The sequence below is a fragment of the Roseateles paludis genome, assembly GCF_039872745.1.
GTDB classification, from domain to species: Bacteria; Pseudomonadota; Gammaproteobacteria; order Burkholderiales; family Burkholderiaceae_C; genus Pelomonas; species Pelomonas paludis.
Genome location: NZ_JBDPZD010000005.1, coordinates 107454 through 131103, shown reverse-complemented (window position 1 = coordinate 131103; position 23650 = coordinate 107454). Strand labels below are relative to the sequence as shown.

Sequence of the window (23650 nt, the reverse complement as noted above, 5' to 3'; positions counted from 1 at the left end):
CTTCCTCGGCATGTTCTTGAGCGCGCGAATTTTGATCGCGCACCCAGCCCTGTAGCTGCTGCTTCCACTTGGTGTTAACCCGAGCGGCAGATGTGGCGCGCCGGGGCATGCGGCAAAACGCACAGCGCCCTAAACTCAGCCAGCATGTCGCCCAGCACACCGCTGCCGCCCGCACCTGCTTCGCCTCCGGCCAAGCGGTGGCTGGGTGTGCGGGGCAATTCGCTGCGCTTTGCCGTACTGCTCGCGCTGGCCGTGGGCCTGCTGCTGCCCACGGCGGCGGTCCTGGTCTACGACGGCCAGAAGACGCGCCGCGCGGTGATGGAAGACCTGCAGCGCGACCTGAGCCACACGCTGGCCATCATGTCGCTGTCGCTGGCCGAGCCGGTCTGGCAGGTGGCACCCGAGCTGGCCTTGCCGATGGTGAATGCCCAGGTCGAGGACCCGCGCTTTGTGGCCGTGACCGTGGTGGACCCGCACGCGACCCAGCCCTTCCTCGTCTACGAGCGCAAACACGAGGAGAGCGAAGACGAACTGACGCTGACCGACAGCCGTCCCATTCGCCGCGATGGCCGCGAAATTGCACGCCTGAAGATCAGCATGAGCGCCCTGCCCCTGCTACGCGCCAAGCAGGAGGAGCAGCTGTGGGCGTTGATGCGCAGCTCGGTGATGCTGGTGCTGTCGGCTGGCTTGATCCTGTGGGTGATGCGAGCGCTGGTGCTGCGGCCCACGGCACGCCTGACCAACGATGCCGAACTGCTGGCGTCGGGCCAGTTGGACCGACCGCTGGAGATGAGCGGCGGCGCCGATGAGCTGACCCGCGTGGCCAGCGCGATGGAGCGCATGCGCCTGGCGCTGCTGTCGGCCTTTGAGGCCCTGCGCCGTCAGAACCTGAGCCTGGAGGCCACGGTGGCTCAGCGCACCTCGGAGCTGACCTTGAGCAACGAGGAGTTGTCCCGCGCGCTGGCCACGCTCCAGACGGCGCAGCGCGAGCTGGTGGAGTCTGAAAAGCTGGCCTCGCTGGGCCGCCTGGTGGCCGGCATGGCCCACGAGCTGAACACGCCCCTGGGCAACGCACTCACCGTGGTGACAGCACTGGAAGACCGCTACAAGGAACTGGAGCGCATGCTGACCGGCGGCGGATCGCTGCGCCGCAGCGTGCTGGAGGACCTGGTGCGGGATTCGCGCCACGGGCAGGACATCCTGCACCGCAACGTGCAAAAGGCCGCTGACCTGGTGCGCGACTTTAAGCAGGTCGCCATCGACCAGACCACCGACCAGCGCCGGGCCTTCGATCTGGCGCAGGTGATCGAGGACGTGCTGGTGATGGTCGAGCCGCGCTTCAAGCACACGCCGTATGTCATCAAGACCGAACTGGAAGCTGGCCTGCACATGGACAGCTTCCCGGGCTCGCTTGGGCAGGTGCTGACCAATTTGCTGATGAACACCCTGGTCCACGCCTTTGACGGCCGCGCGGAGGGCACGGTGCGCGTACTGTGCCGCGCGGTGAGCAGCCTGGAGGTGGAGCTTCAGGTGATCGACGACGGCCGGGGCATGGACGAGAACGTCAGGCGCCGGATCTTCGACCCCTTCTTCACGACCAAGCTCGGCACGGGCGGCTCGGGCCTCGGGATGCACATCGTCCACAACATCGTGACCAATGTGCTCGGCGGCGTGATCGACGTGCGATCCACGCCGGGCCAGGGCACCCGCATGACGATCAGGCTGCCCTCGGTGGCCCCGTATCGCACCGGGTCAGACCGCCCCGAGGCGGTCTAAACCGATCGGCTCACGACGAGGCTGAATACGAGGCTTACTGCGAGGCGGCAGAAGCCGGCAGCACAGCCGCCTCAGGGGCCGAGGCCGCAGGCACCGCAGGAGTGCTGGCCGCCTCATGCGCCGGAGCGGTGACATCGTGCTTCTCGCCAGACATGTCGACGTTGGCCCCGCCTTTCATCAGCATGTAGATGGCCAGAGCGGCGAAGACGGCGAAGGCGGCGAGGAGCTTCCACATGGTCGTGAGGGCATGAGAGTCTGAGGGAGAGCGGCAGTGTGCGCGCCCAGACTGACGTGCACCTGAAGCAGGCCCCAAACGGCCCAGGCAGGAGGCCCGACAAGCGAGCCTGACCACCCGCAACGCGCACGCCAATCCGCTAATCCGCCAATGAAAAAGGCCGGCTTGAAGCCGGCCTTGGTCAGGCGCCCGGTCGGCCCTCAGGCCGACGCGGGCTGCGCATGTGCGACGCTCAGTCGCGGGCGTAGATGTCCACGTCCTTGGTTTCCTTGACGAACAGCATGCCGATGACAAAGCTCATCGCAGCCACGCCGATGGGGTACCAGAGGCCGTAGTAGATGTTGCCGTTCTGCGCCACCATCGCGAAGGTGATGGAAGGCAGCAGGCCGCCGAACCAGCCATTGCCGATGTGGTACGGCAGGCTCATCGAGGTGTAGCGGATGCGGGTCGGGAAGAGTTCGACCAGCATGGCGGCGATCGGGCCGTAGACCATGGTCACGAAGATGACCAGGATCACCAGGATGCCGACGACCTTGACTTGGTCAACCCCAGCGGGGTCGGCCTTGGCAGGGTAGCCAGCGCCCTTGAGCGCGTCGGCCAGGTCCTTCTTGAAGGCGGCGATGCCCTTGGCCGAAGCTTCGTCGAACTTGTGCTCGGTCAGCTTGGTAGCGTTCAGGCTGCTGATGGTCTTGTCGCCAACGGCGACGACGGCAACAGCGGCGGAGGCGTCATGGACGGTCTCGTAGCTGGCGGCCGACAGGGCCAGAGCACGCTTGGCGATGTCGCAGGAGCTGGTGAAGTCCACTTCCCGAGCGATCGGGCTACCTTGGAAGGAGCAGGTGGCGGTGTTGACCGTCAGCTTGATCTGCGCGGTGGCCTGAGCCTTGGCGAGCGCCGGGTTGGCGGCTTCGGTCAGCATCTTGAACAGCGGCTGGTAGGTCAGCACGGCCAGCAGCAGGCCCGCCATGATGATGGGCTTGCGACCGATCTTGTCAGACAGGGTGCCGAACACGACGAAGAAGGGCGTGCCGATGATCAGCGAGACCGCGATCATGATGTTGGCTGCCGAGGCGTCGACCTTGAGCACCGAGGTCAGGAAGAACAGCGCATAGAACTGGCCCGTGTACCAGACCACGCCTTGACCGGCGACCAGACCGAACAGGGCCAGCAGCACGATCTTCATGTTCTTCCACTGGCCGAAGGACTCGGACAGCGGGGCCTTGGAGGTCTTGCCCTCGGACTTCATCTTCTGGAAGGCCGGCGACTCGTTCATCGACAGACGGATCCAGACGCTGATGCCCAGCAGGAAGATGGAGACCAGGAAGGGCACACGCCAGCCCCACTCACCGAAGTCCTTCTCGCCCAGGTAGGTCCGGGTGCCGAGAATGACCATCAGCGACAGGAACAGACCCAGCGTGGCCGTGGTCTGAATCCAGGAGGTGTAAGCACCGCGCTTGCCTTGCGGAGCGTGCTCAGCCACGTAGGTGGCAGCACCACCGTACTCGCCGCCCAGGGCCAGGCCCTGCAGCAGACGCAGACCGATCAGGATGACCGGAGCGGCCGCGCCGATGGTGGCGTAGGAGGGCAGGACGCCGACGATGAAGGTCGACAGGCCCATGATCAAGATCGTGACCAGGAAGGTGTACTTCCGGCCAATCATGTCGCCGAGGCGGCCGAACACCAGCGCGCCGAAGGGGCGCACGATGAAGCCAGCGGCGAAAGCCATCAGCGAGGCGATGAAGGCCGCGCCAGGCTCAAGACCAGCGAAAAACTGCTTCGCGATGATCGCTGCGAGCGAGCCGTAGAGATAGAAGTCGTACCACTCGAACACCGTACCCAGCGACGAGGCGAAGATGACCTTCTTCTCGGCTGCGGTCATGGGTGCGGCGGCCGAACCAGCGGTTGCAGTTGCCATAGATGTCTCCATGAGTTGTCGAGCCACCCATCCCCGGGCCGCTCTCGTGTGCACTATTCACAGTAGCTCTGACCGGCTTCTGACAGCTGACTGAACCCAAACTGACAAATTCAGCACGAACCCGGAGCTGGCTTTTCTCATTGCGAGAGTCGAAGGGGGCTCAAGGGAAAGTCCTCAGCCGGCGCGATGAGCCTTTGTCAGGCTTGGCAAGCCCTGGCCCCGTGCCCGCCCGGCGCAGCTAGAAGAGAAGATCAGCGGAACCGGCATCCGGCTCCAGCCAGCGCCCTTCACGCTGCAATTGCGCGCGGCGCGGCGGCAGGGCCGTCAGGATGCGCTGCTTGTCCGCATCGTCAGCATCGCGCCAGCGGGCGATCTCGTTCAGGCTGCGAGCGCAGCCACGGCACCAGCCCAGCCGCTCATCCATCCGGCACACACGCGTGCAGGGCGAGAGGGCCAATGGCGCGCTCACGGGGGGCAGACCTCGACGATGGGCGCCTGGGTCAGGCGGGCAAGGTCGTCTGGCCGCACCGGGAAAACACCATTGGGGTGGCCGGCAGCGGCCCAGACCAGGGCAAAGCGAAACAGGCCTCGGTCCAGGTACAGGTGCGGCGCAGGCAGCCCAGCTGCCGGCGCAAAGCCGAGCGGCGAGACACCGCCGATGGAAAAGCCTGTGCGGGCTTTGACGAAGTCGGCATCGGCGCGCGCCAGCGGGCCGGTCAGTTGCTTGAGGCTGGGCTCATGGATGCGACGGTCGCCGGGCGCGATGACGAGGATGGCACGGTCGTCGGCCCGGGAGCGAAATACCACTGACTTGGCGATCTGCCCCAGCTCGACCCCCAAGGCGTCAGCCGCCTCCTGCGCGGTACGCGCCGAGGCCGAGAGCCAGCGCGGTGGCTCAGCGTGGGCCAGCGCCTGCAAGGCAGCCGTGACGCGGGCAAAACCTTCGGAGCTGGGCGTGGCGTCGGGTGAGATGGTGTTCATCGTGCGCTGGTCGCCGCTTCTGGCGGCTTGGCGGCGGTCACGCCCTCGGCCGCCCCGGGCTCCAGCGGCGTGAAGAGCGGCGAGGCCACCCGCACGGGCAGCACGTCGAGCCGCACGTTGAGCACGGTGTATTCCTCGCTACCCTGGCCGCCGTAGTACCAGCCAACCGTGCCCGGGCCTTTGTAGAGCCGGAACTCGAAGCCGAGGCTGGGCGCAGGGTCCTCGGCACGCGGGCGGGCGCGGAAGGCGAGGCCGCGCAGCTCGGGCGCGGCGCTCTCGATGAGGCGAGCCATCACATTGAGCAAGGTCTGGTCGCCCAGCATGTCGAGGTAATAGGGCTCGTTGCGGTAGTAGGGCTTGAAGTCTGGCGCTGCCGGGTCGATGCGCGGCTCAGCCAGCTTGCGTGCGGATGGCGTGACGGCGCCAGTGCCCAGGTCGAGCCGGTCACCGCGGTCCAGGTAGCTGAGGCGGACGCCTTGCAGATTGAAGGCGGGCAGGCGCGCATCCGAGCGGGCCTCGCGCAGGTCCACCAGCACGGCGCCCTTGCCGCCGATCACCTCCACCTGGTCCCCCTTGACGACGATGGCCGAGTTCTCTTCCACCCCGAGGCCGAGCGGATAGCCCAGCGCCCGCATCGCCGGCAGGATGCGCCCGATGCGGCCCCGCTTGAGGAAATGCTGGTCCACAAAGAGCTGGGGCGGCACGAAACCCAAGCCCCGGTCGAACTCCTTGCCCTCGCGCCACACGCCTTTGAGGACCATGTGGTTGTCCGGCGCATCCCGGAACATGCTGCGGCTCATGATCGCCGCCCCGGCCGACGTGCCGGCCACCACGCCGCCCTTGGCAAACACCTCGCGCACGGCGCGCAGCAGGGGCGTCTCCTGGCCGCCGGGCATCAGGGTGTCGACGATGTATTCCTGCGAGCCGCCCGAGAAGAAGACGCCGCGCGCCCGGCGCACGGTGTCGATCAGGGCCGGGTCGCCGACACGCGCAGCCGGGTCTGAATTGGGCAGCTTGGGCGCGACGGGGATGACATCGGCCACCGCCCCACGGCGGGCCAGCGCGGCGGCGATGTAGGCGGCACTGCGCTCCGGGTTGCCGGCGGCGGTGGCAAACACGGCGATGTGGGCGCCCTGCCCGCCCGCCTCGTCCACGATGCGCTGCCAGACCTCGTCGTTGTCGAGCCGCAAGGCGCCGCCGATGGCGATGGCCGTCTGCCCCGCAGCCAACCCGGTGGCGAGAACCCCCGCAAGCGCCAGCAGGGCCCGCGGCGCCCGCCGTGCGCCAGGCAGCCTCATGGCTGGGCTCCTGCCGCCGAGGCGGCCGGCACCGGCCACTGGCCGTACAGCGGCCTGGGCAGGCGCACGGGCGAGACGTCCAAGTAGAGATTGGTGACGGTGTACTGCTCGCCCCCAAACTCCTCGGTGCTCCAGCCCAGGCTGTCAGAGCCCTTGTAGAGGCGGAACAGGAAGCCCAGCTCGGCCAATGGGTCGCCGGCCCGGGGCACGACATCGAAGGCCAGGCCCTGCACCTCGGTCCGGTTGCTGTCGATCAGGCGGCTCATGGCGTTGGAGATGGTCGAGTCGCCCAGCATGTCGAGGTGGAAGACCTCGTCGGTGTAGTAGGGCCGGAAGCTCGGCGACTCATGGTCATGCAGGTCGCCCCGCAGCTTGAAGGGCGCGGGCGTGACGCTGCGAGCCCGCAGGTGGTAGCGGTCGCCATGCTCCAGGTAGGACAGACGCGCGCCGGTGACGTTGAAGGCGCCCAGCTCGGGCTTGCTGGTGGCGGCACTGAGGTCCACCACCAGGGCGCCCCGGTCGCCAATGATCTCGACCTCGTCGCCCCGGATGACGGCAGCTGTGTTCTCGTCCACGCCCAGGCCGATTTGGTAGCCCTTGGACATCATCAGCGGGATCATGCGGCCGAAGCGGCCCCGCTTGAGGAAGTGCTGGTCAACGAACAGGCTCGGCCCCACAAAGCCCAGGCCCCGGTCGATCTGCTTGCCCTCGGCAAAGCGGCCCTTGAGGATGTTGATGACGCTTGGGGCATCGCGGAACATCACCGTGCTCATGATGGCCGCGCCGGCCGAGGTGCCGGCCACCACGCCGCCCCGGCGGTAGACATCCCAGATGGCGTCGAGCATGGGCGTGGTCTGGCCATTGGGCAGCAGCACATCGACGATGCGCTCCTGCAAGCCGCCCGTGAAGAAGACGCCACGCGCCGCCTTGACCTTGGCGATCAAGGCCTGGTCGCGCACGACCTTGTTCAGGTCCACCCACGAGAACTTGGGCGCCACCGGCAGGGCCTCCGCCAGGGCGCCGCGCCGTTGAAGCTGGTCCACCACCTGCTTGGCGCTGGCCTCGGGGTCCTCGCTGGCGGTGCCAAAAACCACAAACCGCGCGCCCTTGCCACCGGCCAACTGCACCAGGCGCTGCCAGACCTCTTCGTTGTCGGCCTTGAGCGCGCCGCCGATGGGCACGGCATAGCCGCGCACGGCGGGTTCGGGCTCGGGCGGCTTGGGGGCGGCCGCGACGGGCGCTGACGCCGCTTGGGGCGCACTGGCAGCCGGCTTGGCAGCCGGCTTGGCGGCGGCTGGGTAGGCAGCTGCTGCGCTGGCAGGGCGGGCTGGCGCGGGGGCCGGGCTGGCAGCCCAGGCCAGCGGCAGGGCAAGCAGCAAGACAGAGGCGGACAGCACTGCCCGCAGGGTGAGCTTTCGGAATCGCAAGTTCATGGCCTTCTCAACGCAAACCGGATCTGGATCATGGCAGAGCGGCGAGGCCGCCTTTCCCTAATGCAAAGGTCGACAGCGTGGCGACGGCGCGACTGGCCCCTAACGAGGCCGCTCGCTGGCGCGCCGGTGTCTCTAGACTCCGCCGTCCTCACTCCATTCGAGTCTGCATCATGCCCATGACAATGCGCCCTACCGCGTTTGCCGCGCTTGCCGCGCTCGCCACGCTCTGCAATCCGGCCGCAGCGCAGGAGAAGCTCGACCGCGTCGAAGTGACTGGCACGGCGATCAAGCGCCTCGCGTCCGAAACCGCTCTCCCGGTGCAGGTCATTTCCCGGCAAGACATCGTCAAGGCGGGTGTCACCACCGCCGCAGAACTGATGGCCAATATCAGCGCTGCAAGCAACAGCCTCACCGACGGCGTGAGCATGATGAACGCGGGCTACAAGGACCAGGCCGGCTTCAATTCCGCGAATCTGCGGGGGCTGGGCACCTCTTCTACGTTGGTGCTGCTCAACGGACGGCGCATGGCCAACTTCGCCTCGCCTGGCGACGACTCCGGAGTGGACCTCAACAGCATTCCCCTCGCGGCCGTACAGCGGGTGGAGGTCCTGCTGGACGGCGCCTCGGCGCTCTACGGTTCGGACGCGATCGGTGGTGTCATCAACTTCATCACTCGAAAGGACTATCGCGGACTGGACCTGGATATCTCCGCCATGCGGACCCAGGAAGGCGGCGCAGGCAAGCGCACTGCATCGGTCGGAGGGGGCTTTGGCGATCTCGCCCGAGATCGTTTCAACGTGATGGCCGTTGTCGACGTACAAAGGACCGATGCCCTTAACACCGCGCAGCGCAAGTTCATTGATGAACTCAAAGTGCCTGAGCGGCTGCCGCACCTGCTCTCTTCGGCAGGCTTTCCGGCCAACATCCGCCTGACACGCTCGCAGCGCAACTTCCTGGAGGATGCCGACTTCAAGGTGGCCGGGCACACCATTTCCAGTCGGACGATCAATCTTGCCGCCCCAACCTGCAGCCCACCTCACACCTTGTACCTGCCCGATGGCATTGGTGGCGTGGATGGTTGCACCTTCGATTACATGCGCGATGTCGAGCTCTACCCGGATTCCCGCAAGAGCAGCTTCCTCGGTCGTGCTGTTTTCCAGTTGAGCGCAGGCCACCAGATGTTCATCGAGCAGTCACTGACCGACTCTCGAACTCGATACACCGGCACCTCCAACCGCATTGACGCAGACATTCCGGTCAGCTTCGTGCCTAGCATCGCCGCCACCGGCTTGGACGAAGACTTGACTGTGCGCACACGGCTGATCGATGCAGGGCCTCGCAAGAGTCAGGTTCTGAGCAAGGGCGCCCGCACCTTGATCGGCCTTCAAGGCAGCCTGGCTGACTGGGACTACGACGCCGCCATCAATCACAGCACCGACCGCATCCGCGAACGTGACGTCGCGGGCTACTACCTTTACGACAAGATGATGGACGCTTTCTACAGCGGCCTCATCAACCCCTTCGGCCCCCAGAAGGCTGCTGGGCTTGACTATCTGCGCAACAACCAACTGGACGTCGAAACACGCACTGCGCGCGGCGTGATGGACGTGGTCGACCTGCGAGCTCAACGCAGCCTTGGCCAGCTTGCCGGGGGCGAATTGGGCTTGGCACTGGGAGCGGAATGGCGACAAGAGAAGGTTGAGAGCGCCGCCTCAGCGCTCTTGCTTTCCGACAACATACTGGGTGACACGACGCCTGGCGATGCGCAGTCCACCAATCACCGCCGCAAGGTCTGGGCCCTCTACGGTGAGGTGAACGCGCCACTGAGCAAGCAACTGGAGCTGCAATTCGCAGTGCGGCATGATCGCTACCAGGACGTCGGTTCGTCCACCAACCCGAAGTTGGGCGTGCGCTTCCAACCGACCAAGGCGCTGCTGCTGCGCGCCAGCGCCGGCACAGGCTTCCGGGCCCCCTCGCTGAATGACCTGTATCGGCCCGTCAAGACTGGCGAGACCCAGGTACTACCGGACCCGGTTTGCATGCGCGAGAACGACAACGACCTGGCCACCTGCGCAGACTTCTGGACCACGCGCACCTACGCCAACGCCAAGCTCAAGCCTGAACGCAGTCGGCAGTTCAGCATCGGCATGGTGCTCGAGCCCCTGCCGGGATGGAGCGCAAGCGTGGACTATTGGTCGATCCTCAAGCGCGATGTGATCAGCACCATCGGTGACGACATCATCCTGCGCAACGAGGCCAAATACGCGTCGCTGGTTCACCGGCTCAATATGAACGAAGGGCTTCAAGGCTGCGACTACGACCCTGAGGACTCGACGATCTGCTTCATCGAACTGCGCAAAGACAACCGTGGTCGACACAACGTCAACGGACTTGATCTCAGCCTGGAACTGAAGAGCTTGCGAACAAGCATCGGTGCGTTTGGTGCAAAGTTGATTGGCACCTTGGCGCTCAAGTCCGAGCGGCAAACCGGCTTTGGTGACGACTTCGTCAGCAACCTCGGCAAGTTCGTGAACGATGGGGTGGTCCAGCGCTGGCGCCATCGTTTGACCTTCGACTGGAGCCAGGGCCCATGGAATGCAACGCTTAGCAACACGTATCTGTCGAGCTACACAGACCAAAACTCTGCCATCGACAACAACGCTGGCACCGTTGTGGCACCCAATCGCGTGAAGGCCTATTCGCTCTGGGACCTGTCGGCCGCCTGGGAAGCCAACAAGCAGTTCACCGTACGAGCCGGCATCAAGAACCTGGCCAACACAGCGCCACCCTTCTCGAATCAAGCCTACTTCTTCCTGTCTGGCTATGACCCGAGCTACACCGACCCGCGTGGTCGCAGCGTCTACGCCAGCATCCGATACAGCCTGCACTAACGAGTGCTTGACCCCAAAAAGCGAACGGCCGACATTGAGTCGGCCGTTTTGCTTGGGTGCTCGAAATCTTAGGTCTTGATATCGAGCAGCGCGCCAGTCGTGTTGAGCTGCGTCGTCAGCACCTTGAGGTTGGCCACGTAGGCATACGACGCCGATTGCTGCTCCACGATCTCGTTGGCGGGGTTGATTTCAACCTCGGGCCGCTTGTCCACATTGGTGGGCTCGGCACTGCCGCGCGTCTGGCTGGAGGCCGCCAGGTTGGCGATGTTCGCAGCAGCGGCGCGCAGGCGCTCGTTTGCGGCGGAGATGCCCGACAGCGCGGTGGACAGGGCGACGTTCATGGGCCAATTGTCTGCCTCTGCCCGGCATAACACCAGTGCGCCCCGCCAAAAGCCGGAAATGGGCCCAGGAAAAGCGCCAATTCCGGCGCAGTTTGGGCCTTGGAGAGGGATTGGCGGGTCTTCAGCCTGCCAATTGGTCGAACGCGCCGGTCGACACGAAGACCCGCACGCTGTCGCCGCCGGCGGCCTTGGCCTCGGCGCAGGCCATGGTGGCGGCACCGATCACCCCCTCCGGCGTGTCGAGCGTGGGCTGCACCTGGACGACGCCGATGCTGGCCTTGACGCGAGCCCGGTGCAGGCCCCAATGCAAACGGTAGCCCGCAACGGCCGACCGCACCTTCTCGGCCACGATCTCGGCGTAGTGCGAGTCGCAGTCGGGCAGCAGCACGGCGAAATGGTCCTCTTCCAGCCGGGCGACGAGGTCAGACGCCCGCACCTTGGCCTGTAGCAACTGGCCGAGTCCGTACAGGAAATGGTCGCCCACCTCGGCGCCCATGCCTTTGACGACTTCCGAGAAGTTGTCGACGTCCACAGCCAGCACGGAAACGGGCTCGCCACGCCGGCTGCCGACGTGCTCGCTCAGGCGGCGCTCGAACTCACGGCGATTGACCAGCTCGGTCAGGCTGTCATGCTTGGCTGTCCAGGTGGGCTGAAGACGCTGGGCCCGGGCGGCGGTGACGTCCTCGACCACCCACATGGCCTCGCCCTCGGGCGCCTCCCAGTGCAGCGGCGTGACCTGCAAGCGTGCCCAGAAGCGACTGCCGTCGCGGCGGGCGCACTCGACCTCTTCGTCGAACGGGCGGCCCGCCAGTGCGGCCGCATGCGCCTTTTCGCGCAGCGAAGCAAAGGCCGTGTCATTGGTCAAGACCTGGCGGATGGATTTGCCGGTCAGATCAGCGTCATCACCATGGCCAAACAGGTGGCTGAAGTGCTCGCTGACGACGGCAAAGCTGTCATTGACGACAAAAGCCACGGCCAGCGGGGCACGCAGCAGCAGCGTGCGCATGCGGACAGCGGTGAGGTCATCGTGCGACGAGGGAGAGGACATGAAGGCGCTCCGAATGCAGGCCCAAAGAATCCCTCAACTATGGCAGTACGGCCAGCGCCCTGCCATGGATTAAGGCGTGAAATCGGTCCCGACTGGGCGTTTCAGTTCAATCTCGCACGCAATCCACAAAGTAGGCGCCCCGCCCTGTGGCTTCGTCCACCTCATGGACCAGGCCGTGCACGTCGGTCGCAAAGCCGGGGAACTTGTCGTTGAACGCGCGGGTGAACTTCAGGTAGTCCACGATCTTGCGGTTGAAGCGCTCGCCCGGGATCAGCAGCGGAATGCCCGGCGGGTAGGGCGTGAGCAGGCTGGTGGTGATGCGGCCTTCCAGGTGGTCGATGGCGACACGCTCGGTGCGGCGCTGGGCAATGCAGGCGTAGGCGTCGGTCGGCGTCATCGCAGGCTGCAGGTTGGACAGGTACATGTCCGTGGTCAGCCGGGCGATGTCGCCCTCGGCATAGGCCTGATGGATGCTCTGGCAGAGGTCGCGCAGGCCCATGCGCTCGTACTTGGGGTGCGCCGCACAAAACTCCGGCAGGATGCGCCACAGCGGCGCGTTGCGGTCGTAATCGTCCTTGAACTGCTGCAGCGCCGTCAGCAGCGTGTTCCAGCGGCCCTTGGTGATGCCGATGGTGAACATGATGAAGAACGAGTAGAGGCCCGTCTTCTCGACGACCACGCCGTGCTCGACCAGGAACTTGGTCACCACCGAGGCCGGGATACCCGTCGAGGCAAAGCGCCCCTCCATGTCCAGCCCGGGCGTGATGATGGTGGACTTGATCGGGTCCAGCATGTTGAAGCCTTCGGCCAAGCCGCCGAAGCCATGCCAGTCTTCGTTGGCATGCAGCATCCAGTCGGCGGCCATAGGCTCGGCGCCCTCTTCGGCGCGCAGGAAGTCGGGCCCCCAGACCTTGAACCACCAGTCGTCGCCGTAGTCCTCGTCGACCTTGCGCATGGCGCGACGGAAGTCGAGCGATTCGCGGATGCTCTCCTCCACCAGCGCCGTCCCCCCCGGCGGCTCCATCATGGCCGCCGCCACATCGCAGCTCGCAATGATCGAGTACTGCGGCGAGGTGGAGGTGTGCATCAGGTAAGCCTCGTTGAAGAGGTGCTTGTCCAGCTTCACCGTCTGCGAGTCCTGCACCAGCACCTGGCTGGCCTGCGAGATGCCAGCCAGCAGCTTGTGCGTGCTCTGCGTGGCGTAGACCATGGCCTCCTTGGGACGCGGACGGTTCTTGCCCATGGCATGGAACTGGCCGTAGAAGTCATGGAAGGCAGCGTGCGGCAGCCAGGCTTCGTCAAAGTGCAGCGTGGGCACATAGCCGTCAAGCTTCTGCTTGATGACCTCGGTGTTGTAGAGCACGCCGTCGTAGGTGCTCTGGGTCAGCGTCATGATGGACGGCTGCACGGTTTCCGGGTCGACGTGCCGCAGCAGCGGGTTGGCGGCGATCTTGGCGCGGATCGCGTCGGCGCTGAACTCGCTCTCGGGGATGGGGCCGATGATCCCGTAGTGGTTGCGCGTGGGCGTGAGGAACACGGGGATAGCGCCGCACATGATGATGGCGTGCAGGTTGCTCTTGTGGCAGTTGCGGTCGATCACCACCACGTCGCCCGGCGCCACCGTGTGGTGCCACACCATCTTGTTGGAGGTGGAGGTGCCGTTGGTGACAAAGAAGCAGTGGTCCGCATTGAAGATGCGCGCCGCGTTCTTCTCGCTGGCCGCCACGGGGCCCGTGTGGTCCAGCAGTTGGCCCAGCTCTTCCACGGCATTGCAGACGTCGGCGCGCAGCATGTTCTCGCCAAAGAACTGGTGGAACATCTGGCCCACCGGGCTCTTCAGGAAGGCCACGCCACCACTGTGCCCCGGGCAGTGCCAGGAGTAGGAGCCGTCCTGCGCATAGTCCATCAAGGCCTTGAAGAAAGGCGGCGCCAGACCATCGAGGTAACTGCGGGCCTCACGGATGATGTGCCGGGCCACGAACTCGGGCGTGTCCTCGAACATGTGGATGAAGCCATGCAGCTCGCGCAGCACGTCGTTGGGCAAGTGCTGGCTGGTGCGGGTCTCGCCGTAGACGTAGATCGGGATGTCCGGGTTGCGGAATCGAATCTCGCCAATGAACTTGCGCAGGTTCAACACGGCGGGGTCGAGCTCGGGACCCGGTGTGAACTCCTCATCGTCGATGGACAGGATGAAGGCCGAGGCCCGGCTCTGCTGCTGGGCGAACTGGCTCAGGTCGCCATAGCTGGTGACGCCCAGCACCTCCATGCCTTCCTTCTGGATGGCCTCGGCCAATGCCCGAATCCCCAGCCCGGAGGTGTTTTCTGAACGGTAGTCCTCGTCAATGATGACGATCGGAAAGCGAAAGCGCTGCATCAAAGCCTCCAGCGGGCGGGATCACAAAAGCGGCGCGCAGTGTAGGGCGCCATGTGTTGCAGAACTACACTGCGCCGGACCTGACAGAGAAGGGAGTTCACTCAGCCATGGACTTGAACACCTCCACACTGTGGTGGCTGGTTGCCGGCGCACTGGTGGCCGCCGAGTTGCTGACCGGCACCTTCTACCTGCTGATGCTGTCCATCGGGGCCGCTGCGGGCGCGCTTGCGGCGCATCTGCACCTGGGCATGACGACCCAATTCCTGGCCGCCGCAGCCGTCGCCGGCTTGGGCATCGCGGGCTGGTACCAGCGGCGTCAGCGCCATCCGACTGCACTGCCGGCTGCGGCCAACCCCGACGTCAATCTCGACATCGGCCAATCTGTCGAGGTGCCCGCCTGGCAGGACGACCGGGCCGAGGTCCAACACCGCGGCGCCCGTTGGCAAGCCCGCTTCATCGGCACCCCACCGGCCGCCCCTGGCCGCCACACCATCCGCGCGCTGGACGGCAATTGCCTGCTGCTGGACCGCTGAACCCGGAGCTAAGCCCCATGGAAATCGCCCTCATCCTCCTCGTCATCGCCGCCGTCTTTGTCGTGCGCTCGATCAAGGTCGTGCCCCAGCAGCACGCCTGGGTGGTCGAGCGACTTGGCAAGTACCACGCCACGCTCACGCCCGGCCTGAACTTCCTGGTCCCTTTCGTTGATCGGCTGGCCTACCAGCACTCGCTCAAGGAAATCGCGCTCGACGTGCCCAGCCAGGTCTGCATCACCAAGGACAACACGCAGCTCACCGTCGACGGCATCCTGTACTTCCAGGTGACTGACCCGATGCGTGCAAGCTATGGCGCCAGCAACTACGTGATCGCCATCACACAGCTCGCCCAGACCACGTTGCGGTCCGTCATTGGCCGCATGGAGCTGGACAAGACCTTTGAGGAGCGCAACTCCATCAACAGCGCCGTGGTGCAAGCCCTCGATGAAGCCGCGCTCAATTGGGGCGTCAAGGTGCTGCGCTACGAAATCAAGGACCTGACGCCCCCGGCCGAGATCCTGCGCTCCATGCAAGCCCAGATCACGGCCGAGCGCGAGAAGCGCGCCTTGATCGCCGCGTCTGAAGGGCGCCGCCAGGAGCAGATCAACATCGCCACCGGCGAGCGTGAATCCGCCATCGCCAAGTCCGAGGGCGAGAAGCAGGCCGACATCAACAAGGCCCAGGGCGAAGCCGCCGCCATCACCTCTGTGGCTGACGCTACAGCAGACGCCATCCGCAAGATCGCATCCGCCATCCAACAGCCGGGCGGCGAACAAGCCGTCCAGCTCAAGGTGGCCGAACGCGCCGTCGATGCCTTTGCTCAGCTCGCACAGAAGAACAACACCCTGATCGTCCCGAGCAATCTCGGTGAGGTGTCAGCCCTTATCGGCAGCGCCATGGCTCTCATCAAGGCCCACAAGACCTGAGCTAGAATACTTGGCTGCACGGAGAGGTGGATGAGCGGTTTAAGTCGCACGCCTGGAAAGCGTGTGTGGGTTAATAGCCCACCGCGGGTTCGAATCCCGCCCTCTCCGCCAGCAACGCCGCAAGCCCAAGGTCGATGACCCTGGGCTTTTGCTTTTCTTGACGTGCATTTCATGCGATCGGCCTGGGGCTGCCCGCCCTCCCGAGCGGTGTCGCCGCTACACTGGCGGACTACACCCAACGGTGGGTTTCTGCTTGGCAGCGCTGCTTCAGCGCGTCCATTGCGCAGCATGAAAATGCAGTTCATGGCTGCATTCAGGCAGTTCATCGCAAGCTGCTCGCGTCTCGCTGCCGAGCGAGTCACAGTGCAGGCCGTATCCACCGCATTGCTCGGGCTCGGAGTTGGTCATGCCGCTGAATCAAACCTCTCGCTTCGGAATCTTCGCCTGCGCACTGGCGGCGCTGCTCGCACTGAGCCCGGCGACCAGTGAGGCCAGCGAGGTCGTGAAGCTTGCGCGGCTGATCGTGACCGGCAAGCGCAGCAATCCGGCTCCTGAGCCGCAGCGCCCCGCTACCGAAAACCGCACCGGCGCCGAAGATCAGGGCCATGGCGGCGGTTCGACGGATGAGCACGGCACAGCACCCAATCCCCAGCGCGGCGTTTCCTGACGTTCAACAGGCTTAGCCCGTTCATCCGCGACCGTCTACCCAGCTACCGCTCGGCCAGCCTTCACGCTTCGAAGAGTTACTACCGGCCCGATATTCGCCAAATCCATCGGCGATATCTACGGCAATATGCCACCTGTTGATTGCGCAAAAGAAAATGCGCTGAATTCTTTCGAATTCAGCGCATTCTTTTAAACCATTTGGCGGAGTGGACGGGGCTCGAACCCGCGACCCCCGGCGTGACAGGCCGGTATTCTAACCAACTGAACTACCACTCCGCGTGGGATGATTTCGATACCGTCTTGCGACGACATCCAAGCTCATCAAACTCGCCCGTCTTGCGACGGGATTGCCAAACAGGTTGGCGTCCCCTAGGGGATTCGAACCCCTGTAGCCACCGTGAAAGGGTGGTGTCCTAGGCCTCTAGACGAAGGGGACAAATTCTTCGGCACCTGAACTGCGCGCCACCCATATCGTTTGCAGCAAACTGCTGCCAGATATTTGGTGGAGGTAAGCGGGATCGAACCGCTGACCTCTTGCATGCCATGCAAGCGCTCTCCCAGCTGAGCTATACCCCCTTTCGGGTCACAGGGTAATTTGTCAATTACCTTGTGAAGCGCGCCGTTCAAGCGAGACCAAGAGTATAGACCAGATTTCAGTAGGCCTGCAAGCGTTCGACCAGAACTTTTTTATCGAACAGTGCGAGGACGGCGTCCACCGACGGCGTCTGGCTGCGTCCGCAGGCCAGCACGCGGACGGGTATCGCGAGTTGAGGCATTTTGAGACCGAACTCCGCCAGGCAGGCCTTGAAGACGGCGGAGATGCTGGGGGCGTCCCAGTCCTGCAGCGCATCAAGACGCTGCGCCAGCGCTTGGACGGCAGGGCGGACCGCGTCGGTCAAGTGCTGGGCGCGGTCAGCGTCGCTGATCTCCGGGCGCACAAAGTGCAGCCGGACCCATTCGGCGAGTTGAAGCTGTGTGGCGCAGCGGTCCTTGTAGAGACGAACCATCGGCACCAGGCGCTCGGTACTGACGTCCAGCCCCTCCTGCCCAAGGCGCTCGACCAGCCACGCGGCGAGGCGGCCGTCGTCAGCCTGCTTGATGTACTGGGCATTGACCCAATCGAGCTTGGCTGGGTCCCACTGGGCGGGACTCTTGGAAAGGTGGCTGCCGTCGAACCAGGCCACCATCTGTTCAGCGGTGAACAGCTCGTCGTCGCCATGGCTCCAGCCCAGGCGAGACAGGTAGTTCAGCATCGCCTCGGGCAGATAGCCGTTGTCGGCGTAGGCAGTGACGCTCACGGCTCCGCGGCGTTTGGACAGCTTGAGCCCATCGTCGCCAAGGATGATGGGCAGGTGCCCGAACTGCGGCAGCGGCGCCCCCAGGGCCCGGAAGATGTTGATCTGCCAGGGCGTGTTGTTGACATGCTCATCGCCGCGGAAGACGTGGCTGATCTGCATGTCCCAGTCGTCCACCACGACGGCGAAGTTGTAGGTGGGGATGCCATCGGCGCGGACGATGATCAGGTCATCGATCTCGCGATTGGAGATGTTGATCGAACCCTTGACGAGGTCATCCCACTGCACGTCGCCGTCCAAGGGGTTCTTGAACCGGATCACGGGCGTCACGCCGGTTGGCACCGGTGGCAGCACCTTGCCGGGCTCGGGGCGCCAAGTGCCGTCGTACCGACGCTTCTCGCCACGCGCTTCCTGCGCGGCTTTCATGGCGTTGAGCTCATCGGGCGTGGTGTAGCAGCGGTAGGCCGTACCCGCAGCCAGCATGCCGTCCACCACCTCACGGTAGCGGTCGAGACGTTGCAGTTGGTAGATCGGGCCATCGTCGTAGTCGAGCCCCAGCCAGTGCATGGCGGCCAGGATCTGGTCCACCGAGTCCTGGGTCGAACGAGCGACATCGGTGTCTTCGATGCGCAGCACAAACTCGCCACCATGGTGGCGCGCAAAGGCCCAGGAGTAGAGCGCTGTCCGCGCGGTACCCAGGTGGAGGAAGCCAGTTGGCGACGGCGCGATGCGCGTGCGCACTTTGTTGAAAGCAGAAGCGGACATCAGGAAATGGTTCAGGAAATGCGGCAGCGATCAGGCGTCACTGCGGTTTTGCAGGGCGAGACGGCTGCGCGCCTCTGCGAGTTCTTCGTCGACCTGTGACGTGCGCTGCTCACGCATGGCGGCAAAGTCTTCGAGCGAGACGTCGCCGGTGATGTAGTGCCCATCAAAGCAACTGGCCTCAAAGCCGGCCAGGCCGGGCCGCAAGGCTGCAACGACGCGCTTCATCGCGTCTACATCCTGGTAGATCAGCGCGTCGGCCCCGATGTAGGCCCGCACCTCTTCGATGCTGCGTCCGTGCGCGATCAGCTCCTCCTGCGTTGGCATGTCGATGCCGTAGACGTTGGGGAAGCGCACCGGCGGAGCGGCCGACGCCAGGTACACCTTGCGCGCACCAGCCTCGCGGGCCATCTGGACGATTTCCTTGGAGGTGGTGCCACGCACGATGGAGTCGTCCACCAGCAGCACGTTGCGGTTCTTGAACTCCAGGCCGATGGCGTTGAGCTTCTGGCGCACGGACTTCTTGCGGGCCGACTGGCCCGGCATGATGAAGGTACGCCCCACGTAGCGGTTCTTGACGAAGCCCTCGCGGTAGGGCTTGCCGATCCGGTGGGCCAGTTGCATGGCCGATGGCCGGCTTGACTCAGGGATCGGGATCACGACGTCGATCTCGCTGGGCGGCATGGTCGAGATCACGCGCTGTGCCAAGGTCTCGCCCATGTTCAGACGAGCCTGGTAGACCGAGATGCCGTCCATCACCGAGTCGGGGCGGGCCAGGTAGACGTACTCGAACATGCAGGGGTTGAGCACCGGGCGGTCATTGCACTGCTCGGTGAACAGCTTGCCGTTCATGTCCAGGAACAGCGCCTCACCGGGGGCCACATCGCGTTCCAGCACATGGCCGGTGCCTTCCAGGGCGACGCTTTCGCTCGCCACCATGAAGTCACCATTGGCAGCGCGGCCAAAGCACAGCGGGCGGATGCCGAACGGGTCGCGGAAGGCCAGCAGGCCATAGCCGGCAATCAAGGCGATCACCGCATAGGAGCCCTTGATGCGGCGCTGCACCGCACGCACCGCGGTGAAGATCTCCTTGGGCGTTAGCGGCAGATTGCGCGCTGCCAGCTCCAGTTCGTGCGCCAGCACATTGATCAGCACCTCGGTATCGCTCTCGGTGTTGATGTGGCGGCGATCGATATCGAACAGCTCAGACTTGAGGCTGAGCGCATTGGTCAGGTTGCCGTTGTGCACGAGCACGATGCCGAACGGCGCGTTCACGTAGAAGGGCTGGGCCTCTTCCTCGTTGTAGGCGTTGCCGGCCGTGGGGTAACGCACCTGCCCCAAGCCGATGTGGCCAGGCAGCGCCCGCATATTGCGGGTGCGGAAGACGTCGCGCACCATGCCGCGCGCCTTGTGCATGAAGCACTTGTGGCCCTGCATGGTGACGATCCCGGCTGCATCCTGCCCCCGGTGCTGGAGCAGCAGCAAGGCGTCATAGATGAGTTGGTTGACTGGGGTGGCAGCGAGCGTGCCAACGATGCCGCACATGGCAGATCAATCCTTCAGTTTCAGGTCGGCCGCAGAAGCCGACGCGGGCAGTTTCACCAGACGCCCCATGGCCTCCGGCAGCAGGGGTTGCAGGCTTTGCAGCAGTGCGGCAAGCGCCGGCACCGCGCGCGAAGCACGCCAGGTTGGGGTTTCGGCCAGGCGCGTGTGGCTGACCACCAGAACCACGATCATCCCGATCAGCACCGCGCGCAGCACGCCGAAGCAACCGCCACCCAGGCGGTCCAGTGGCGAGAGCGGCGAGGCCTGGATCAAGGTCTTCAGCAGCCGGGCCGCCAGACCCCAGACGATCAGGATGACGACAAAGCCCAGCAGCACGCTCAGCAGATGGGTCAGCGGCGCCCCCAGGCGCTCAGCGGGAAGCAGCTGTGCCATCCAGGGCGCCAGCGCGGACGCCCCCAGGTAGGCCACCACCCAGCCCGCCAGCGAAAGCACCTCGAACACCAGGCCGCGCCACAGGCCGACGGCCATCGATGCCGCCACAACGACGATCAGACCCAGGTCGACCCAGCTGAGCGTGGTGGCGCTGTCCATCAAAGCGTCAGCACCGTCCCGGCGAGCCCCGCCGCATGGAGCTTGGCTGCGGCCTTGGCGGCGTCATCACGGGTTGCGAAGGTACCCACACGCACGCGCACCCGGGTGCCATCCGGCGTCTCCACGGACTGCGCGTAGGTCTTGAGTCCCAGCTTCTCCACCTTGTGGCGCATCTCCTGCGCCGCCTTGGCGTCACCGAACGCGCCCACCTGCACGATAAAGCGCTGGCCGCCCGGGGCCGCCTCGGCCTTGCGAGGCGCGTCCTTGCCATCAAGCATGGCCTGGATGCGAGCCGCATCGGCCTCTGCCGCCTTGGCGACCGGCTTGGATGCGGCCTTTTCGGCGGGTTTGGCGACGGATTTGTCAGCGGCGCGGGGGGTGCTGGCGGCCTTGTCTGCTGCTTTTTCTGCCGGCTTGTCCGTCGCCTTCTCAGCCACTTTGGCGCTGGATGCCGGCTCGGCGGCCGGCTCAACCGCGGCCATGGCTGCAGGCTCAGACGCCTGTGGTGCTGGCGCCGGCACGACCAAGGTCGCCACGCTGTCCTTCCTGGGAATGCTGATCGGCAAGTCCACGGGAATCGGCCGAGGCTGGGTCTCGAAGACCAGCGGGAAGACCACCACGCCGACCAGCACCAGCAGCGCCGCGCCAATCAAGCGGCGCTTGGCCCGCAGACGCAGCTGCTGCACATCGTCCGCTTCGGTGGCGCCTCCGGCGCGCCCGTTGCGGCGCTTGGAGGGGGTCGGTTCTGTCGAGGGACGAAGGAAGGAAAACAAACCCATGGATCTGGCCTATGCGTTCGGGGCACCCGGCAGTGCGGTGGCTGCTTGCGGGGCTGCCGCAGCGTCTCGACCTGCCACCACACGAGGCGGCCCATCCGCCAGCACGCCGCCCACCGTATAGAAGGAGCCGAACACCAGGATTCTATCGGCGGGGGTCGCGTCGGCCGCCGCTGCGGCCAAGGCCTCTCGTGGTGTTGCGTGCGTCGAGAGATGCAGGGAAGTCGGCGTACGCAGCTGCCCCCCTGCCCTCGCCGCCTCAAAGCCCGCCTGCAGGCCTGCAGCCGTTGCCGCCCGGGGCAAGGGCAGGCCGGTGAAGTACCAGGCGTCCACCAGCGGCGCGATCTTGCCGAGGATGCCGGCAAGATCCTTGTCTGCCATGGCGCCAAAGACGGCCAGCGTGCGGGGGAAAAACCCCATCTGGTCCAGGTTCTGGGCCAGCGCAGCCACCGCATGCGGGTTGTGCGCCACGTCCAGCACCACCACGGGCTGGCCAGCCAAGACCTGGAAGCGGCCGGGCAGCTCAACGAGGCTGAGCCCCGTGCGGATGGCCTGGGCCCCCACCGGCAAGCGCTCATGCAGCGCCTCAAAGACGGCCAACACGCCCGACGCGTTCAGCAGCTGGTTGACGCCACGCAGCGCCGGGTAGGCCAGGCCAGAGAAACGACGCTCGCGGCCCGCCCACTGCCATTGCTGCCGATCACCGCTGAAGTGAAAGTCGCGGCCCAGTTGGCGCAGGTCTGCGCCCAGCTCGGCCGCACGCGACGCGATGGACGCTGGCGGCATGGGGTCGCTGCACACCGCCGGACGGCCGGCGCGCAGGATGCCCGCCTTCTCCCGCCCGACCGACTCGCGGTCCGGCCCCAGGAACTCGGTGTGGTCGAGGTCGATGCTGGTGATGACGGCGCAGTCGGCGTCGATGACGTTCACCGCATCGAGCCGGCCTCCCAGGCCCACCTCAAGGATCACCAGGTCCAGCGGCTCATGCTGCAGGCGTCGCAGGATGGCCAGGGTGGTGAACTCGAAGTAGGTCAGCGTGACGCCTTGACGAGCAGCCTCGACAGCCTCGAAATGCGGCAGCAGGCTGTCCGCGCCCACCGGTGCACCACCGACGCGGCAACGCTCTTCGAAGTGGACGAGGTGCGGCTTGATGTAAAGCCCGACGCGGTACCCGGCGTGGAGCGCGATGGACTCCAGCATCGCGCAGGTCGAACCCTTGCCATTGGTCCCCGCCACCACCACGACGGGCGCATCGAACACAAGCCCCAAGCGCTCCTTGACCACGCGCACGCGATCCAGGGTCATGTCGATGGTCTTGGGATGCAGGCGCTCGCAGTGCGCCAGCCATTCGTCGAGGCTGTTCATGAAAACAAAACGGCCAGACCTTGATGGGGTCTGGCCGAGAAAGTAGGAACGAGGATCAAGCCACAGCGTCGGCGCTTTGGCGCTGGAGGATGGCGAGGCTACGTGCGATGGTCTCGCGCAGTTGGCGACGGTCCACGATCATGTCCACGGCGCCCTTCTCCATCAGGAACTCGGCACGCTGGAAGCCTGCGGGCAGCTTCTCGCGCACGGTGTTCTCGATCACGCGCGGGCCGGCAAAGCCAATCAGGGCCTTGGGCTCGGCAATGACGATGTCACCCACGAAGGCGAAGCTGGCCGACACGCCGCCCATGGTGGGGTCGGTCAGCACGCTGACATAGGGCAACTTGGCCTTGGCCAGGCGCGTGAGCGAGGCATTGGACTTGGCCATCTGCATCAGGCTGAGCAGGCCTTCCTGCATCCGCGCGCCGCCGGTGGCGGTGAAGCAGATGAAGGGCGTCTTTTGCTCGATGGCGGTCTCGACGCCACGCACAAAACGCTCGCCCACCACGGAGCCCATGGAGCCGCCCATGAAGTCGAACTCGAAGCAGGCCACGACCACCGGCACGCTCATCACCGCGCCGCCCATCACGATCAGCGCGTCGGTCTCGCCGGTGGACTCCAGCGCTTCCTTGAGCCGGTCGGGGTACTTCTTGCTGTCCTTGAACTTGAGCGCGTCCACGGGCAGCACTTCCTGGCCGATCTCGTAGCGCCCTTCCCCGTCGAGGAAGGCATCGAGCCGCGCCCGCGCGCCAATGCGGTGGTGGTGCGAGCACTTGGGGCAGACGTTGACGTTCTGCTCCAGGTCGGTCTTGTAGAGCACCGTCTCGCAGCTCGGGCACTTGATCCACAGGCCTTCGGGCACGCTGCGGCGGTCCGCCGGGTCGCCTTGCTGGATCTTCGGGGGCAGGAGTTTGTCGAGCCAACTCATGTGTCGTTCC

At 65.4% G+C, this 23650-nt stretch carries 20 protein-coding genes and 4 tRNA genes; 6 read left to right on the top strand and 18 right to left on the bottom strand.

What is annotated here, in order from left to right; all coding sequences use genetic code 11:
* Nucleotides 1-144 precede the first annotated feature (144 nt).
* Nucleotides 145-1776, top strand: coding sequence for a sensor histidine kinase (locus ABDJ85_RS16160; RefSeq protein WP_347705826.1), 1632 nt, complete (start codon nt 145-147; stop codon nt 1774-1776).
* 34 nt (nt 1777-1810) lie between these two features.
* Here the strand turns inward: ABDJ85_RS16160 and ABDJ85_RS16155 are convergent, their stop codons facing one another.
* The 6 genes from ABDJ85_RS16155 to ABDJ85_RS16130 all read right to left on the bottom strand — a co-directional run bounded on the left by ABDJ85_RS16155 (nt 1811) and on the right by ABDJ85_RS16130 (nt 7638).
* The gene (locus ABDJ85_RS16155; RefSeq protein ID WP_347705825.1) at nt 1811-2011 is read right to left on the bottom strand and encodes a hypothetical protein; all 201 of its coding nucleotides are present in this window, start codon (nt 2009-2011) and stop codon (nt 1811-1813) included.
* A gap of 232 nt (nt 2012-2243) precedes the next feature.
* The gene (locus tag ABDJ85_RS16150; RefSeq protein WP_347705824.1) at nt 2244-3926 is read right to left on the bottom strand and encodes an MFS transporter; all 1683 of its coding nucleotides are present in this window, start codon (nt 3924-3926) and stop codon (nt 2244-2246) included.
* Nucleotides 3927-4164: 238 nt separating this feature from the next.
* Complete coding sequence (locus ABDJ85_RS16145) at nt 4165-4395, bottom strand: DUF1289 domain-containing protein (protein ID WP_347705823.1); 231 nt, start codon at nt 4393-4395, stop codon at nt 4165-4167.
* Nucleotides 4392-4907 (bottom strand): YbaK/EbsC family protein, encoded by a 516-nt coding sequence (locus ABDJ85_RS16140; RefSeq protein ID WP_347705822.1) that lies wholly within the window; start codon nt 4905-4907, stop codon nt 4392-4394. The genes ABDJ85_RS16145 and ABDJ85_RS16140 overlap by 4 nt, the downstream gene beginning before the upstream one ends.
* Entirely contained in the window at nt 4904-6205 is a 1302-nt protein-coding gene (locus ABDJ85_RS16135; protein ID WP_347705821.1) for a cyanophycinase, read from the bottom strand. Before ABDJ85_RS16135 ends, ABDJ85_RS16140 begins: the two co-directional genes overlap by 4 nt.
* Nucleotides 6202-7638: a cyanophycinase gene (locus ABDJ85_RS16130; protein WP_347705820.1), complete on the bottom strand. Its 1437-nt coding sequence runs from the start codon at nt 7636-7638 to the stop codon at nt 6202-6204. Before ABDJ85_RS16130 ends, ABDJ85_RS16135 begins: the two co-directional genes overlap by 4 nt.
* 176 nt (nt 7639-7814) lie before the next feature.
* On the opposite strand from ABDJ85_RS16130, the gene ABDJ85_RS16125 reads away from it, so the two are divergent.
* Complete coding sequence (locus ABDJ85_RS16125; RefSeq protein WP_347705819.1) at nt 7815-10529, top strand: TonB-dependent receptor; 2715 nt, start codon at nt 7815-7817, stop codon at nt 10527-10529.
* A 68-nt stretch (nt 10530-10597) separates the two neighbouring features.
* Here ABDJ85_RS16125 and ABDJ85_RS16120 read toward each other — a convergent pair whose 3' ends face one another.
* The 3 genes from ABDJ85_RS16120 to ABDJ85_RS16110 form a co-directional block, all read right to left on the bottom strand.
* Entirely contained in the window at nt 10598-10870 is a 273-nt protein-coding gene (locus tag ABDJ85_RS16120; RefSeq protein WP_347705818.1) for a hypothetical protein, read from the bottom strand.
* Nucleotides 10871-10991: 121 nt separating this feature from the next.
* On the bottom strand, nt 10992-11918 hold the full coding sequence (locus ABDJ85_RS16115; protein WP_347705817.1) for a GGDEF domain-containing protein: 927 nt from the start codon (nt 11916-11918) through the stop codon (nt 10992-10994).
* A 106-nt stretch (nt 11919-12024) separates the two neighbouring features.
* Nucleotides 12025-14292 (bottom strand): Orn/Lys/Arg family decarboxylase, encoded by a 2268-nt coding sequence (locus tag ABDJ85_RS16110; RefSeq protein WP_347705816.1) that lies wholly within the window; start codon nt 14290-14292, stop codon nt 12025-12027.
* A 107-nt stretch (nt 14293-14399) separates the two neighbouring features.
* Here ABDJ85_RS16110 and ABDJ85_RS16105 point away from each other — a divergent pair, with 107 nt between their 5' ends.
* From ABDJ85_RS16105 to ABDJ85_RS16090, 4 genes are all read left to right on the top strand, one after another.
* On the top strand, nt 14400-14825 hold the full coding sequence (locus tag ABDJ85_RS16105) for an NfeD family protein (protein ID WP_347705815.1): 426 nt from the start codon (nt 14400-14402) through the stop codon (nt 14823-14825).
* Nucleotides 14826-14842: 17 nt separating this feature from the next.
* Entirely contained in the window at nt 14843-15751 is a 909-nt protein-coding gene (locus ABDJ85_RS16100; RefSeq protein WP_347705814.1) for an SPFH domain-containing protein, read from the top strand.
* A gap of 20 nt (nt 15752-15771) precedes the next feature.
* Nucleotides 15772-15862 (top strand) — tRNA-Ser (locus tag ABDJ85_RS16095).
* A gap of 295 nt (nt 15863-16157) precedes the next feature.
* Complete coding sequence (locus tag ABDJ85_RS16090; protein ID WP_347705813.1) at nt 16158-16418, top strand: hypothetical protein; 261 nt, start codon at nt 16158-16160, stop codon at nt 16416-16418.
* A 198-nt stretch (nt 16419-16616) separates the two neighbouring features.
* On the opposite strand, the gene ABDJ85_RS16085 is transcribed toward ABDJ85_RS16090, so the two are convergent.
* The 9 genes from ABDJ85_RS16085 to accD all read right to left on the bottom strand — a co-directional run bounded on the left by ABDJ85_RS16085 (nt 16617) and on the right by accD (nt 23640).
* Nucleotides 16617-16693, bottom strand: a tRNA-Asp gene (locus ABDJ85_RS16085).
* An 84-nt stretch (nt 16694-16777) separates the two neighbouring features.
* Nucleotides 16778-16853: transfer RNA gene (locus ABDJ85_RS16080), tRNA-Glu, on the bottom strand.
* Between the two features lie 64 nt (nt 16854-16917).
* Nucleotides 16918-16993 (bottom strand) — tRNA-Ala (locus ABDJ85_RS16075).
* Nucleotides 16994-17070: 77 nt separating this feature from the next.
* Nucleotides 17071-18477 (bottom strand): glutamate--tRNA ligase, encoded by a 1407-nt coding sequence (gene gltX, locus ABDJ85_RS16070; RefSeq protein WP_347705812.1) that lies wholly within the window; start codon nt 18475-18477, stop codon nt 17071-17073.
* Nucleotides 18478-18507: 30 nt separating this feature from the next.
* Complete coding sequence (gene purF, locus ABDJ85_RS16065) at nt 18508-20019, bottom strand: amidophosphoribosyltransferase (RefSeq protein ID WP_347705811.1); 1512 nt, start codon at nt 20017-20019, stop codon at nt 18508-18510.
* A gap of 6 nt (nt 20020-20025) precedes the next feature.
* Nucleotides 20026-20571 carry a CvpA family protein gene (locus ABDJ85_RS16060; RefSeq protein ID WP_347705810.1) on the bottom strand — a complete coding sequence of 182 codons (546 nt, stop codon included), beginning with the start codon at nt 20569-20571 and terminating at the stop codon, nt 20026-20028.
* On the bottom strand, nt 20571-21350 hold the full coding sequence (locus ABDJ85_RS16055) for an SPOR domain-containing protein (protein WP_347705809.1): 780 nt from the start codon (nt 21348-21350) through the stop codon (nt 20571-20573). The genes ABDJ85_RS16060 and ABDJ85_RS16055 overlap by 1 nt, the downstream gene beginning before the upstream one ends.
* Nucleotides 21351-21359: 9 nt before the next feature.
* Entirely contained in the window at nt 21360-22712 is a 1353-nt protein-coding gene (folC, locus tag ABDJ85_RS16050; RefSeq protein ID WP_347705808.1) for a bifunctional tetrahydrofolate synthase/dihydrofolate synthase, read from the bottom strand.
* A gap of 55 nt (nt 22713-22767) precedes the next feature.
* Nucleotides 22768-23640, bottom strand: a complete 873-nt coding sequence (gene accD, locus ABDJ85_RS16045; protein WP_347705807.1) for an acetyl-CoA carboxylase, carboxyltransferase subunit beta — start codon at nt 23638-23640, stop codon at nt 22768-22770.
* Nucleotides 23641-23650 lie beyond the last annotated feature (10 nt).